The organism is Serratia sp. TSA_130.1 (assembly GCF_052691795.1).
On the sequence record NZ_JBQZFS010000011.1, the window covers coordinates 68929 to 83000 of the forward strand.

17 protein-coding genes and 1 pseudogene are annotated in these 14072 nt (G+C 50.9%); 7 read left to right on the plus strand and 11 right to left on the minus strand.

What is annotated here, in order from left to right; genetic code table 11:
* Nucleotides 1-30: 30 nt before the first annotated feature.
* The 5 genes and pseudogenes from ACUTQY_RS24235 to ACUTQY_RS24255 form a co-directional block, all read right to left on the minus strand.
* On the minus strand, nt 31-435 hold the full coding sequence (locus tag ACUTQY_RS24235) for a hypothetical protein (RefSeq protein ID WP_201884904.1): 405 nt from the start codon (nt 433-435) through the stop codon (nt 31-33).
* 306 nt (nt 436-741) lie between these two features.
* Entirely contained in the window at nt 742-2016 is a 1275-nt protein-coding gene (gene umuC, locus ACUTQY_RS24240; protein ID WP_260048756.1) for a translesion error-prone DNA polymerase V subunit UmuC, read from the minus strand.
* A 52-nt stretch (nt 2017-2068) separates the two neighbouring features.
* Nucleotides 2069-2449, minus strand: coding sequence for a translesion error-prone DNA polymerase V autoproteolytic subunit (umuD, locus tag ACUTQY_RS24245; RefSeq protein ID WP_052475507.1), 381 nt, complete (start codon nt 2447-2449; stop codon nt 2069-2071).
* On the minus strand, nt 2449-3558 hold the full coding sequence (gene recA, locus ACUTQY_RS24250; RefSeq protein ID WP_149543109.1) for a recombinase RecA: 1110 nt from the start codon (nt 3556-3558) through the stop codon (nt 2449-2451). The genes umuD and recA overlap by 1 nt, the downstream gene beginning before the upstream one ends.
* A 442-nt stretch (nt 3559-4000) precedes the next feature.
* Nucleotides 4001-4349, minus strand: a pseudogene (locus tag ACUTQY_RS24255) (Rpn family recombination-promoting nuclease/putative transposase); the annotation flags it as partial.
* Nucleotides 4350-4793: 444 nt separating this feature from the next.
* On the opposite strand from ACUTQY_RS24255, the gene katE reads away from it, so the two are divergent.
* From katE to ACUTQY_RS24285, 6 genes are all read left to right on the plus strand, one after another.
* Nucleotides 4794-7046, plus strand: coding sequence for a catalase HPII (gene katE / locus ACUTQY_RS24260; RefSeq protein ID WP_375546615.1), 2253 nt, complete (start codon nt 4794-4796; stop codon nt 7044-7046).
* A 65-nt stretch (nt 7047-7111) separates the two neighbouring features.
* Complete coding sequence (locus tag ACUTQY_RS24265; protein WP_197817314.1) at nt 7112-7768, plus strand: DUF421 domain-containing protein; 657 nt, start codon at nt 7112-7114, stop codon at nt 7766-7768.
* Nucleotides 7769-7923: 155 nt separating this feature from the next.
* Nucleotides 7924-8958 carry a YrzE family protein gene (locus tag ACUTQY_RS24270; protein ID WP_083494908.1) on the plus strand — a complete coding sequence of 345 codons (1035 nt, stop codon included), beginning with the start codon at nt 7924-7926 and terminating at the stop codon, nt 8956-8958.
* Between the two features lie 78 nt (nt 8959-9036).
* Nucleotides 9037-9261, plus strand: coding sequence for a YgdI/YgdR family lipoprotein (locus tag ACUTQY_RS24275; protein WP_042785961.1), 225 nt, complete (start codon nt 9037-9039; stop codon nt 9259-9261).
* A gap of 268 nt (nt 9262-9529) precedes the next feature.
* Complete coding sequence (locus ACUTQY_RS24280; RefSeq protein WP_197817312.1) at nt 9530-9697, plus strand: hypothetical protein; 168 nt, start codon at nt 9530-9532, stop codon at nt 9695-9697.
* Nucleotides 9698-9828: 131 nt separating this feature from the next.
* Nucleotides 9829-10062, plus strand: a complete 234-nt coding sequence (locus ACUTQY_RS24285) for a hypothetical protein (RefSeq protein ID WP_197847407.1) — start codon at nt 9829-9831, stop codon at nt 10060-10062.
* 139 nt (nt 10063-10201) lie between these two features.
* Here ACUTQY_RS24285 and ACUTQY_RS24290 read toward each other — a convergent pair whose 3' ends face one another.
* The 4 genes from ACUTQY_RS24290 to ACUTQY_RS24305 all read right to left on the minus strand — a co-directional run bounded on the left by ACUTQY_RS24290 (nt 10202) and on the right by ACUTQY_RS24305 (nt 11717).
* Nucleotides 10202-10495, minus strand: a complete 294-nt coding sequence (locus ACUTQY_RS24290; RefSeq protein WP_071883602.1) for a YqjK family protein — start codon at nt 10493-10495, stop codon at nt 10202-10204.
* Entirely contained in the window at nt 10492-10893 is a 402-nt protein-coding gene (locus tag ACUTQY_RS24295) for a phage holin family protein (RefSeq protein ID WP_260048751.1), read from the minus strand. The genes ACUTQY_RS24290 and ACUTQY_RS24295 overlap by 4 nt, the downstream gene beginning before the upstream one ends.
* Nucleotides 10894-11048: 155 nt before the next feature.
* Nucleotides 11049-11399 carry a hypothetical protein gene (locus ACUTQY_RS24300; protein WP_260048750.1) on the minus strand — a complete coding sequence of 117 codons (351 nt, stop codon included), beginning with the start codon at nt 11397-11399 and terminating at the stop codon, nt 11049-11051.
* A 69-nt stretch (nt 11400-11468) separates the two neighbouring features.
* On the minus strand, nt 11469-11717 hold the full coding sequence (locus ACUTQY_RS24305; protein WP_197817310.1) for a glycine zipper domain-containing protein: 249 nt from the start codon (nt 11715-11717) through the stop codon (nt 11469-11471).
* Between the two features lie 244 nt (nt 11718-11961).
* Between ACUTQY_RS24305 and ACUTQY_RS24310 the strand changes: the two genes are divergently transcribed.
* Nucleotides 11962-12264 (plus strand): PerC family transcriptional regulator, encoded by a 303-nt coding sequence (locus ACUTQY_RS24310; RefSeq protein ID WP_195880148.1) that lies wholly within the window; start codon nt 11962-11964, stop codon nt 12262-12264.
* A 483-nt stretch (nt 12265-12747) separates the two neighbouring features.
* Here ACUTQY_RS24310 and ACUTQY_RS24315 read toward each other — a convergent pair whose 3' ends face one another.
* Both ACUTQY_RS24315 and ACUTQY_RS24320 read right to left on the minus strand, forming a co-directional pair.
* On the minus strand, nt 12748-13362 hold the full coding sequence (locus ACUTQY_RS24315; protein ID WP_197817308.1) for a DUF2913 family protein: 615 nt from the start codon (nt 13360-13362) through the stop codon (nt 12748-12750).
* Nucleotides 13363-13390: 28 nt separating this feature from the next.
* Nucleotides 13391-14072, minus strand: a 682-nt coding sequence (locus ACUTQY_RS24320; RefSeq protein ID WP_445583333.1) for an Rpn family recombination-promoting nuclease/putative transposase, incomplete at its 5' end; no start/stop codon positions are given.

The window sequence follows — 14072 nt, forward strand, 5'->3', positions numbered from 1 at the left end:
AATTTGGTGGCTCAAGCACTTGATAGGTAGTCATGGCTTATTATATGACGACAAAATATCATCAAGGATTTCTTTGTTTGGGATCATTTGCCTGTATCCATTCTCAGTCTTTAGGCTGCTGGCCACATGAGATTTCATAACTAAATTTGAATTGTAGTAAATGAATAAATCTCTGCCAACACTTTTAGAAATAAGCACATTGAGTTTATTTGCACATGCTATATCATTTTTTAATTTTATGGCTAATGCATAGCCATTTTCCGCGCTTTTTTTAATTGGTGATATTTCCTCGATACACTTTTTATCCAAGATAAATTGAAGATTATTGCTTTCATATACAAGTTTATTTTTTTTACTATCCACACACCCTACTGAAGTGACGCAAAGAGCAGTAATTAATATAAATTTAAGCATATTTTCAATCCACGATGTCATGCTAATAATTATTTAGACCACCATCGATAACACTCAACCCATGTCTAGTCCAACTTTTGAGCGCATTGGTTGCAGTGGCCATTCCTTTCACACTGTAAACGGTAGTGTTTTTAAGTTGCCAACACAGCTCTTGTTTGCATCCGGCTTGTCCTTTTCAAAGTGATATGACCCTATGATGGTAGCATTACAGGGGGAGTATTCCAATGAAAGTGATAATCAATATCATTAACAGCTTTTCACGTTTTTCTCATTGAACTAGGGGTTGCACGCCGGAACCCCAACTACGTGTTGCAGTGAAATCGCGCGTTATTTCAGTTGCACGACAGGCACATCGTTCAGCCGCGTGGTCCAGGCCGGCGACAGCCGCTGCCGTTTCATCTTCCAGCCATCGGCGCGATCGGGAATACCCTGCCCGGCAAACCACACCGGCGCCCTGCCGTCCTGATTGAGGCTGTCGAGCAGCTGCATCAGCCGATCGCTGTTTTTGCGCGGTGGTGCGTCGTCAAACAGGCCGAACTGCGCCACGCGTTCGCTGGTGAAATCGCCCAGCATCACGCCGCAGCGGTGATAGCGGTGGCCGGCGATGAAGATCCGTTCGAGTGCCCGCTGGGCGGCCTGAATGATGTCACGACTGTCCTGGGTGGGCGTCGCCAGTCTTGTGGTGGCCTGGTTGCCGTAATAGGTCTCGCCGGCGGCGAACGGACTGGTGGCCACGAACACCGAGATGTGCCGGCAGAACTGCCGCTCGCCACGCAGCTTTTGTGCCGCGCGCTCGGCATGTGCGCAGACCGCCTGGCTGACGCTGTCCAGCTCGGTGGGCTTGTCGCCGAACGAGCGAGAGCAGACGATTTGCTCCTTCGGCGCCGCAAATTCCTCCAGGCCCAGGCAGGCGATGCCGTTGAGCTCGCGCACCGTGCGCTCGAGTACCACCGAGAACTGACGGCGCGCCGCGGCCGCCGGCATGTCGGCCAGCTGCAGCGCAGTGGTTATGCCCATCGTTGCCAGCCGGCGGGCAATCCGCCGGCCAACGCCCCACACTTCCTCTACCGGCACGTGCGCCATCAGGCGACGCTGACGCGCCGGCGCGCTCAGGTCGACCACACCGCCGGTCTTGTGCCAGGTCTTGGCGGCGTAGTTGGCCAGTTTGGCCAGCGTCTTGGTCGGCGCGATCCCGACGCCGACCGTCAGGTGGGTGCGGCGCCGCACCTCTTCACGCAGCCGCCGACCGAGCGATTCCAGCTGCGCGGCCGGGATACCGGTCAGATCGCAGAAACATTCATCGATTGAATATACTTCCAGTCGCGGCGTCAGATGGCCAAGGATGGCCATCACCCGATGCGACATGTCGGCGTAGTAGGCATAATTCGACGAAAACGCCACTACGCCCTGCCGCTCGGCGTCCCGGGCGATTTTGAACCAGGGCTCCCCCATCTTGATGCCGCAGGCTTTCGCCTCGCGGCTGCGCGCGACGACGCAGCCGTCATTATTGGACAGCACCACCACCGGCCGGCCGCGCAGATCGGGGCGAAAGACGGTTTCGCAGGAGGCGTAGAAACTGTTGACGTCAACCAGGGCAAACATGGCGGGGTCTCCGGGCTTTGCGGAATGTGCAGGTGGCGATAACCGGGCCGGATTACAGCGTGTGAATGGCGTGGCGCACCACGCCGAAGATCACGGTCTCGATGTCGTCACCGAGGGGGATGGGCGCAAAGGCCGGATTGGCCGGCAACAGCATCGGCCGGGGCAGCAGCTGCAGGCGCTTGCAGGTGAACTCGCCGTCGACGGTGGCGATGACGATGTCGCCGTGCTGCGCCCGGTAGAAACACTCCACGACCAGCAGGTCGCCGTCGAGGATACCGGCGTCCTGCATCGACTGCCCCTCGGCGCGCACCAGGTAGGTGCTCTCCGGGTGACGGATGCAGATGTCGTCCAGCGACAGGCGCTGCTCGAGGTAGTCCTGCGCCGGCGACGGAAACCCGCAGGGCACGCCGGCGTCATAGAGGCGAACCGGCATCACACGGCCTCCGGCACGCTCTGCCAGGCATCGTCATCTGGGGGCGTGTCCGCGTCGGCTGAAGCCGCGGCCGGCTGCGCCGCCTGCAGGTAGTGCGTGCGCAGCTGCGTGGTCAATGTGGCCACCACGTCGGGACGGTCGCGCAGCCAGCCGGCGGCCTTCTCGCGCCCCTGCCCGATTTTCTCCCCCTGATACTCGTACCAGGCGCCGGTCTTGAGGATATATTTGGCGTCGACGGCCAGATCCAGCACTTCGCCCTCGCGGAAGATGCCGACGCCGAACAGCAGCCGGAACTGCGCCTGGCGGAACGGCGGCGAGACCTTGTTCTTGACCACCTTCACCTTGGTATCCCGCCCGATGATGGTCTCCCCTTCCTTGACGTTGCCGGCGCCGCGCACGTCGAGACGCACCGAGGCATAGAACTTGAGGGCGTTGCCGCCGGCGGTGGTTTCAGGGTTGCCGAACATCACGCCGATCTTCATGCGCAACTGGTTGATGAAGATCACCACCGTGCGGGTGGTGTTGATGCTGCCCTTCAGCTTGCGCATCGCCTGGCTCATCATGCGGGCCTGGAGACCCATCTGGGCGTCGCCGATCTCGCCTTCCAGCTCGTTTTTCGGCACCAGGGCGGCGACGGAATCGACCACCACCACGCCGACGGCGCCGGAGCGCACCAGCGCGTCACAGATTTCCAGCGCCTGCTCGCCGGTGTCGGGCTGGGAGATGAGGAGTTCGCCGATATCGACGCCCAGCTGCTGCGCGTAACGCGGATCGAGCGCGTGCTCGGCATCGATAAAAGCGCACTGCAGCCCGGCGCGCTGGGCACAGGCAATGACCGACAGGGCGACGGTGGTCTTGCCGGACGACTCGGGGCCGTAGATTTCGGTGATGCGGCCGACCGGCAGGCCGCCACCGAGCGCGATGTCGAGACCGAGCGAGCCGGTCGGGATACGTTCGACGGCCATGCCGTGATTATCGCCCAGGCGCATGATGGCGCCCTTGCCGAACGCTTTCTCGATGGCGGTGATGGCGCTTTGCAGCGCTTTGGCGCGACTTTCCTGCGTGCCGGCCGTGTCCTGCGGTGTGCGAGTGCGTGATGCGTTGCTCATTTTATGTTCTCCTCTGGTCGGAAATCGAATGCGTTATTATAATAATACTGTATGCATAACCAGTATAATATAAAACCGACGAGGAAAGACAAGGGATGATGGCGAGGTCAACCGCGCGACGGGCACAAGCCCCTCATTTTGAGGTGAATATTTTTACCGACGATGCGCACAGGTTATCCCCCAAATTTGTGGATAACGTCCTGATTGTGAGTGGCGCGGCACCGGGGGCGGATATGGGACCGTCCTGGGCAAAAGCGGTATTCAGCGCCGCTTTTACGACGTAGAATCCGTTATGCTGTGACGGTACCGGCACGACGCCGGACTTCCACTCTTTCGCGTCCAGCAGATAATTGTCCCAGCCCTGGTCTTTCAGGGTTTCAGAGGCGTAGGTGAGCCGGAACAGGACGGACTGAGCGGCCAGCTTGCCGCTGCAGGAGCGAAAGAGGTAGTCAAGATGCTGGCGCAGATCGCGCTGACGGATATGTTTCTGCCGCAGGGTCAGGGCGGACATGCTGCGGTGGCCCATAATCTCTTCGTCGGGAATGACCGTCACATCAACCAGCGGAAAATCGCCGGTGTACAGTTTCCCGGCCAGCGTCGGATCATCAAACTCCCGCAGCCAGTTGGTCGGGTACGGGTATGGGCTGCATTTGCCGGTATAGAAAGTACCGGGATGACCAGTGGCAGCGATTTATGGCCGGCAGATGGATGTCCATGAAGTCGCGGGGTATCTCAGGTTGCGTCAGAAATTGCCGGAAAGTGGCATCATGGGGCGAAGGATTTTTTTTCATGGGGCAGTTGCCGCACATTCGGTCAGCAGCTCACTATTTAGCACCAATATATGGTTCGATACTTTTGATACTAACAATTCAATCGGTTGGCCATTAAGGTTATAACTGATATGCGCGCCTGCTACGCCAATCTTCTAAAAGCCTCTCTTTACCTGCCTGCAATTTTTACTTAAGTCAATAGATCTCGATTTATGGAATATATGATGCGGCATTTTTGCGTAACGCCACCTTATTTCTGAAACCTTAAGCTCTGACCATAACCTCCGTAGAATATTTAAAAATAAAACCTTTTAAATTAATGTTAATTTTACGTTAATTTTTTGCTTTCGTTGCGTTGTATGATGCGTAAAAAACTACCAAGTCCATAATGTATTAACTATGCTGTAGGTGTGGTTAATGCTTGGCTTATCCTAACTAATTGTTTTTATTTGAATGGAGGTTTTTGTGATGAAGAAAAACAAAACTGATTTTACTTCTAACGGAAGTAATGATAAGACAATCTCTACAGTTGAACCACACTATGAAGATACTGCACCCGTCGAGAAGGTAATTAAACCCCTTACGAGTATAAGTCCCCCGGGAGCGGAACCCATGATGCCGGGTTCTGATAAGACACCTAAGAATAGAAACGAGAAGCTCAAACAGTTAGATAAATTTCGGTCTGATCCTCAGGGAGAGTCGCTGCGCACGAATCAGGGCGTGAAGATTTCCGATAATCAGAATTCACTAAAGTCAGGAACTCGCGGTTCAACCTTGCTTGAAGACTTTATTCTGCGAGAAAAGATCACACATTTTGATCATGAGCGCATTCCCGAAAGGGTAGTCCACGCACGAGGTGCGGGTGCACATGGTTATTTTCAGGTCTATGAATCGCTAGCCTCCTATACCACTGCCGAATTCCTTCAGGATCCCAGTGTTAAAACACCTGTCTTTGTGCGTTTTTCTACCGTCCAGGGCTCCCGAGGCTCTGCTGATACGGTAAGAGATATTCGAGGCTGGGCAACAAAATTCTATACTAAAGAAGGCAATTTTGATCTCGTAGGTAATAATACGCCCGTATTTTTCATTCAGGATGCGATTAAGTTCCCGGACTTTGTCCATGCGGTGAAGCCAGAGCCTCATAATGAAATACCGCAGGGTCAAAGCGCGCATGATACTTTTTGGGATTATATCTCACTGCAGCCAGAGACACTGCATAATGTTATGTGGGCAATGTCAGATCGCGGCATTCCCCGTAGCTACCGTATGATGGAGGGATTCGGCATCCATACCTATAAAATGATCAATGCTGAAGGCCAATGCCACTTTATACGTTTCCATTGGAAGCCTGTATACGGCGTCTCCTCTCTAATATGGGATGAAGCTCAATTGCTGACAGGCCGCGATCCAGATTTTCATCGCCGTGAGTTGTGGGAGTCCATTGAAGCGGGTGACTATCCTGAATATGAACTCGGGTTGCAGATAATTCCAGAGGAAGATGAATATAAATTCGATTTTGATATACTTGATCCAACTAAGTTGATCCCAGAGTCTTTGGTTCCCGTTCATCTCGTTGGAAAAATGGTATTGAATCGCAATCCGGACAATTACTTTAGTGAAACCGAACAGGTAGCATTCTGTCCTGGTAACATCGTTCCAGGTATAGACTTCTCTGATGACCCACTACTTCAGGGGCGACTCTTCTCTTACATTGATACCCAAATCAGCCGATTGGGAGGAGTAAATTTCCACGAACTTCCTATTAATAAACCAATTTGTCCTTTCCACAACCATCAGCGTGATGGGATGCATCGTATGAGCATTTCTGGAACAGCCAATTACGAGCCTAACTCTATAAATAACAATTGGCCAAGAGAAACCCCCCCGGCAAAGGGCGGGTTTGCAACCTACCCGCAACCAATAAATGGTGAAAAGACCCGCAGAAGGAGTAGCACTTTTGTTGACTTCTATTCTCAGCCACGTCTATTTTGGCTAAGCCAAACCAAAGTGGAACAAAATCATATTGTCGGAGGGTTCAGTTTCGAATTGGGTAAGGTTATGCGCCCTTGGATACGTGAACGTGTGGTTGATCAGCTTACCTATATTGATCACCAGTTGGCCCAATCTGTCGCAGATAATCTTGGGATAAGATTGAGCCAAGAACAATTGAAGCATCCATTACCTGGCCCCGTCAACGGGATATCTAAAGATCGTTCATTAAGTATGTACGATGGGCATCATCAGATACTCAAATCACGCCAAGTGGCTATTCTTGCTGCCGATGGTGTTTGTGGGGAATCTATTGATAATATTATGAAAACCCTTAAAAAACATGGTATTCATGGAAAGGTTTTTGCTCCGCACTTAGGTAGAATAACTTCTCTGCAAGGTAATGAAATAGAGGTCGACGGTACCATAGAAGGCAATCCATCTGTGATGGTGGATGCCGTTATCATACCGGAAGGAGAAGGCAGCATTGACTCCTTGATGAAAAACGGCAACGCCAAACATTACGTGATCCAAGCATTTAAACATCTGAAAGCGATAGGGCTGCAAGGCAAAGCGTTTAAGCTATATGATGCATTGCCGTTGCCCAAACCAGATGAAGGTATTATCGTGGGGGATAAGGCTGCGGATTTGGCTGAGGCATTTTGTAATGCTATGAAAGGACATCGTATTTGGTCCAGAGAAAGCGTAGCACAGGAAATTGCTGGCTAAAGTAGTACTAACTTGGGCTCTCATTTAAGGGAGCCCTACCAATGAGGATCAACAGGATTGTCGTTATGGAATACTATGGTTATACACTTGTTAAGTTTATGATAGGTTTTGTTATTGTAATTACTCATCTAAATCTATCGGGTAAAACTCAGCTTTCCCAGATGACCCCCGTAGACTTCATCGGCAATTTCGTGCTGGGTGGAATTATTGGTGGTGTGATCTATAGCGATTCAATACCTATGCATCAATATGTACTGGTACTCTTTATCGGCGTATTTCTCATCTCGTTATTGAATGCATTAAGTAAGCGCATACACTTTTTTCGCACTGTTACTATAGGTCAGCCAATACCGATCATCAAAGAGGGTCGCTTTCTTATTGATGCCATTTCGAGTAAAAGAAATAAAATTGATATATTGAATGTCTCCTCTCAACTTCATGCGCAAGGGATCCCATCCTTCCAGGAAGTCACTTATGCGCAGATAGAGCCAAATGGTCAAATAACGGTTGTATGCGATGGCGCCAAGATGCCTTCAGTTATCGTAATGAAAGATGGTAAGGCCAGGATTGCTGAACTCAGTTCGATAGAGAAAGATGAAGCATGGCTTGCCTGTAAATTAAAGGACGCTGGTATAGATCCTCACGCGGTTTTTCTTGCGGAATTTTGGAATGGAAAATTAAGTTTTATATTAAATAACGGCGAGGTTAAATTCTCTCTTTAAGTACTATTCATTGTTATAGCATTTAAAGTAATAATTTTCCTCCGTAGATTTGGCATAACTGATTATTATTGCTATGTTTGTTATTGCTCGATTGAGACTGTGGCATCTCTTTCAGCAAACTTAACACAATGTTAACAACATGAAAAGGATCGTAAATGAAAATGGAAAATGGGATGGTTGTTGAAAAAAAAATATCATGGGGTAGCGTAATAGGCGGTGTGATCACTGTATTGGCCGTGTCATTACTGTTGTCAACGCTGGGTACAAGTCTTGGGCTTTCCATTGTTGACCCGGCTTCAGACGATCCGGTAAATGGAGCGGGAACCACCGTTGCCGTCTGGTCTGCAATCTCGATTATTGTCAGTCTTGCCATCGGCGCTTTCGTCGCCGGTCGTCTGGCAGCAAATGATGGTCTCATTCATGGCTTCCTGGTGTGGGCTACAGCGCTCATTGTTGCTGCAGTTCTGGGAACCTTGTTGGTTGGCTCAGCCGTTAAGATGACTGGTAATGCGCTCGGCGCCATAGCTTCTACCTCAGGTAGCCTGCTTTCAGGTGCAGGCTCTGCGCTTGGAAACGGTGCTTCCGGAGTGGCAAATGTGGGAAAAAATCTCTTTGACCAGCTGGACATCGACACAAAACTTGAGCCGGAAAACCTAAAATCGGATGTGGTAGCAGCATTGAAAAAGAGCGATATACCTTCGTTGCAGCCAGAATTTATGCAGCAGCAGCTTGATGGTGCTAAAGCGGATTTGAGTGATGCGATTAAGGCTTTCTTCAACCAGCCTGATAGCAATGACGCTATCATACAGAAACTGATTAGTAAGCTGAAAAAGCGTGCGGATGCAATTACTCAGGATGTCAACCAGGACTCATTGAAAAAAGCGCTGAGTGAAAACACCGACATGACTCCTGCAGAGGTTGATAAAACAGTCACTAACTTGATCGATACTAAAGAAAAAACAGCTCAAATCGTTAAGCAACGTCTCGATGAAGCTGAAGCGAAAATTAATGAGGCGAAGCAAAAGTATGCCGAGCTTAAACAGGAAGCCCGTGAGCAGGCTGCTGCGGCTGCAGATGCATTGGCGCGTGCGGCTCTGTGGTCATTCTTTGCCTTGCTTCTTGGTGCAATCATCAGTGCGTTGGCCGGATTGTGGGGCGTAAAGACGAATGCCCGTCATATTCGAAGCTGAGGCTGGTTTAGCGTTACCAAGAGACCTAATCAGATTGAGTGCAATTTTAGCTATGTTCGTGCAGTTAAGGAGAGACTTATGAGAAAATCGCTAATGTACGCTGCGACCGTCATTTTTTCCATCATGGCCCTATCGGGATGCACACGTTCAAGTTATGCCATCTATACACATGACGGCCGTACTATAGTCAGTAAAGTTAAACCGGCCCAAACCAGCGCAGGCTTGGTAGGCTACACCGATGCTAATGGCGTCAAACAGCAAATTAACCAGTCTGAAGTGAAAGAAATTTCAGAGATCCCATAATGAAGTTAAGAGGATAGAAGTAAGAATCAACTAGTTAAGTAACAGTGTTATTTTAAATGAAGACCCTTGTCACAAGGGTCTTCATTAATCAACAGAACTAATTGGTATCTATAGTTATTATAATGTTACACCTACCACCCAACAATCAAGATGCAGTCTAAGAAACCACTTGTGTTTGATAGTGGTGCTTTTCATATAAAAAGATGTGATTTATTTTAATGGAATAGGTTTGGAGCGTGTTTTATGCTTTTAATCAATTAAGGAAAGCATGGTGGATAAATACAGCCTGGCAATTTTACGATTTACGCTGATGTTTATTTTTACGTTCAGTCTTGTAGGTTGCCCTGAAACCCCTAATAAATCTTTGCGGGAGCAGGTAAGGGATGCTGAAAAGGCTTCTGGATATAGCTCAGATCCTGCTGTAATTGAAAAATGATGAGGTTAATATGGTTCGTGCAAACTCTGGAAAGTCGATCTCATCCTAAACGTCAATACGCCCCGGGTGAGACGACTACCCCCAATATCAAATTGGCACGACCCATCCATCCCCAATAAGGAAATCATGCCATGGATAAACAGGAATACCGGCTGTACCTGGCCATGTTGAAGGCGCGCGGCGAACTGGCGCGCAAGGCAATGGCCGACAACGCCCGGCGGCGCAACATGCTTAAAGCACATCGTCAACGACGCTCTGACGACATCAGGTCATTGTTGGCCTGGAAAGACAGGGATGTCTCAGTTGACGGGTTACTGGCCAGCGATAAGGAGTTGGAAACTCGTGAACGGGCGTTTGGCAAATAATGCGAAAGCGTAGGCAGCTGGCTGAAGGCGATAATAAGGGGGTTCTACATGGGAACCCCGGATTTTTCGAAGGCTGAAACAGACTAGGGGCGGTGGTTCAATCATGGAGCGCGAAAACCTAAACCAGCCTCTTGTCTTGTTATCTGAACAGGCGGATCCGTTGACGAATAAATTTCATTGCCCCCCATGCGGCCACAGCTCTGCGTGGCCATATGATCAGACGACGTGGTTTAGATTTGAGCGCATACAGGGCGGCTATCCCGATACCGGGAACGATAAAAGCCCGGCAACGGTATAATGCCTGCCAGCCGCGATCAACGGGTTCCGACAGTCTTAGCCAATCACTCTTTAACAGGCTCAATGTCTGTCGCTGTTGTGCTATTTGTTGCAACAGTTGTTGTTTACGGTTTTCCCTGAGTTCCCTGACATTCATGCTTCATCCCCCTTAAGAATGCTCAAATCCTTACTGAGTTGTCTGCGGGTCTCTGGCAATATACTGCTACGGGATATTATTTGTCTGATGAAAATGCTCGAAGCTAATGCGAGAACAATAAACACAGCGGAACCCCCCCCTAGTACCATGAGGCGATGTTCCGGTGAGGCTAACAACAGAATAAACACCAGAAGGGATATAATACCAAACGCAGTGAAAAGAAGGGTCAGCCCCACCATTATCAGGAGATGGGTAATGCGGCTTTTCTCTTCTTCCAGCTCAACGGCTACAAGCTCCAGGCGGGTATGCAGCGTTCCGGTAAGGGCGGTAAATACGCGGCGAATAGTGTCTATCAGGCCACGGGAGGGGCCCCGCTGCGGATCATTCATTTTTCTCATAACGGCGTCCTTCTGTTTTGTCCGACAGGGCTTCTTTGCCACTGTGCTTCATCACTTACCGGCGAGCAATGGCTCTGCCGTGTTTTTTAAATCGCAGCCCAGAGAGGTTAACGCGAAGTTTAATCCGGTATCCCCGGACAGGCCGGGGAATCGAGTTAATGGCCTACTTTTTCGCTTACCGCGTCACCCGCCTTTTGAGCGGTTTCTTTTGTTTTATTCCAGCCTTTCTCTGTGGTTTCCTTGGTCCGGTTCCAGGCTTTCTGTGAGTTTTCCTTTACCTTATCTGTCGCGGTTGCTTCTCCGCCGTTTTTGAGCCGGTTTTCAGCCTGAAGTTGTTTCTCCTCAAGCCGGTTTTTTGCCTTGTGAGTCGTTTCTTCAGCACGATTGGTGGCCTGCTCAGCCTTCTGCCCTGCTTTGTTTTTTAAATGTTCAGCATTGATAGATTCGGCCAGAGCGCCTGTTGATACCAATGTTGCAGAAAGGATAACCATATTTAATATATTCATTTTTAACTCCTTTAAATTATAGCAAAGCGCCCGCTATCAGAAAAAGCGGGCTTTGCGCCCGCGTTTATCTTATTTACGGCCAATGAGCAGACCAATCAGTAAGCCAATGCCCGCAGCGATGGAGATCGCCGCAAATGGATTGTTTTCCACATTATTACGTACGACTTCAGCAGCCTCCTGAGCTGCCTGACTCCCCTGTGCCGCGACTTTACGGGCCGCTCCTTTTACCTGGTGCCCGTAATCGTCGGTCAGTTCACCGTATTTTTCCTGCGCTTCGCCAGCAACTTCTTTTACTTTATCTTCAGCTTTCCCAAACATGATGTTCTCCATAACGGTTATGACTCGGAATATTTAACCAGCTTTATTTCGCCAGCATAAATGTTATACAAAAAATGTGCCAAATACTCAAACACACGCTATAGCAGCTTTTTTGATAGCTAAGCATGAACTGCTTGGTGCTTTTAACCATAATATAATCAAATTGACCACAGTATCCTTAGTGTAAAACCTCTAGCCGAAAATGTTGGCGGTTTTGGCATAACCCTCGATAAGGAGAGATTCTATGGGTGCGCAGTATTATTGTCGTGGTAACACTTCGCCTTATGTTGCTTTGCCTGCTGATAAAACGGCTCTTCGCCTGGAGTCGCAGGGGCTGTGGCGGCGTGCCGCCACGCGCTGGCAGCAGGTGCTGCTTCGTGAGGCAGACGACCACGTGATAGAAGCGGTGCTGCAGCGCCTACGCTATTGCCTGGCACAGGCGCCAACACAGGTCCGCCGTGTCAGTGACGGCACCGCGCCGGCGGGCGCGGCGCTCGTGGCGAGAAACGGCATGCCGAACGACCCGGATCTGTGGCGAATGGAATAATCAAACAGGAAGAGGTTTTACGCCGGAACCCAATTTTGGTGATACGGCGACCGGAAGATCCCTACCGATCACAAGGTCGAGGCCGAGCGAACCGGTTAGGATTGTTGCCCTTGTGCATTAGCAACTTTGCTGAACGCCTTCTCGGTGGCGGTAATGGCGCTTTACAGTACTTTAGCGCGACTTGGCCACGTCCTGTGGTATGCGGGGTCGTGATACATTGCTCATCGGGCGTTCTTCTCTGGTCGGAAACGAAACGTGTTATTATAATTACACTGTACATATAAACAGTACAATATAAAACCGACGAGGAATGGCAAGGAACTATGGTGAGGTCAACCGCGAAGTGGGCACAAGCCCCACATTTTGAGGTGAATATTTTTACCGATGATGCGCACAGGTTATCCCCCAAATTTGTGGATAACGTCCTAGTTGTGAGTGGCGAGGCGCTGTTTGCGGAATATTTGAACCGTGTCGGTCGTGGTGTTACGCCGGTTCAAGCGCGATGGTGTGGCAGGCTGACGTGCTGCCCTGCCGCCGCGTACACAGTCCGTACTCGGCCATCACATGCATAAACCGGTCGGCGTCACCGACCACCCGAAACGTGACGGGGTGCAGATGGCGACCGTCCTGGGCAAAGGCGGCATTCAGTGCCGTTTTTTCGACATAGAACCCGTTATGCTGTGACGGTGTCGGCACGACGCCGGACTTCCACTCTTTCGCATCCAGCACATAATTGTCCCAGCCCTGGTCTTTCAGGGTTTCAGAGGCGTAGGTGAGACGGAACAGGTCGGACTGAGCGGCCAGATTGCCGCTGCAGGAACGCCAGAGATACTCAAGATGCTGGCGCAGTTTGCCCGCCGGGCCGTGCTTACGGCCGCGGTCGAGTAACCACTGGATATCAATCGCCACGCTCCTGGGGAAGCGTTTTTGCTTTTGGGCGGTGGCCAGCCAGCGGATCAGGAACAGGTTTTCGGCATAGGGCGTGCCGGCGATACCGTCCTGGCGCGCCAGCCCCAGCGCTGCCAGGGCGCAGAACGCCAGATGGCTAAGCGCTGAGGTGGTTTTTTCCGGGGAAACGGATGCGGTTTTATCGGTCAATGGCTGCCCTGCCCCTCGAAGCAAAGGATTAGTGGCAAATTTGGGCCAGGTCGTCAGCGGTCAGCCCGGTCATCTTCATCACCGCGTCGCGATCGAGGCCATTGGCCAGCATGGTGCGGGCGATTTTCAGTGCAGCTTCTCGTTCACCTTCCTGACGCCCTTTTTCCATACCGCGCTGTTCACCCAACTGGATACCTTTTTGGATACCCTGTTCTATACCCTTCTCGATACCTTTTTGTTCAAGCTGTTGTGCGATAGTCATCAGTTCCTCCTCATGTTGCGGTACCCGCTGGGCCAATTCACGGACAAATGCCTGCGCATCTGCCGATTCACCGGCCTGGATAATATAGTGTATCAGCGAAATCACCTGTGGCGAAGAGAGATACCCGGCCAGCAGAATGGCGGACAGTCTGTCGGTCAGGTCGGCCAGGTCGCGCTGACGAATATGTTTCTGCAGCAGGGTCAGAGCGGCCATGCTGCGGTGACCCATAATCTCTTCGTCGGGAATGACCGTCACATCAACCAGCGGAAAATCGCCGGTGTACAATTTTCCCGCCAACGATGGATCATCAAACTCCTGCAGCCAGTTGGTCGAGTAAGGGTACGGGCTGCGTTTGCCGGTATAGAACAGTACCGGAATGACCAGCGGCAGCGTTTTGTGGCCGGCGTCGAGGTGACGCTGCATGGCGGCGACGGCATAGCGAATGAGG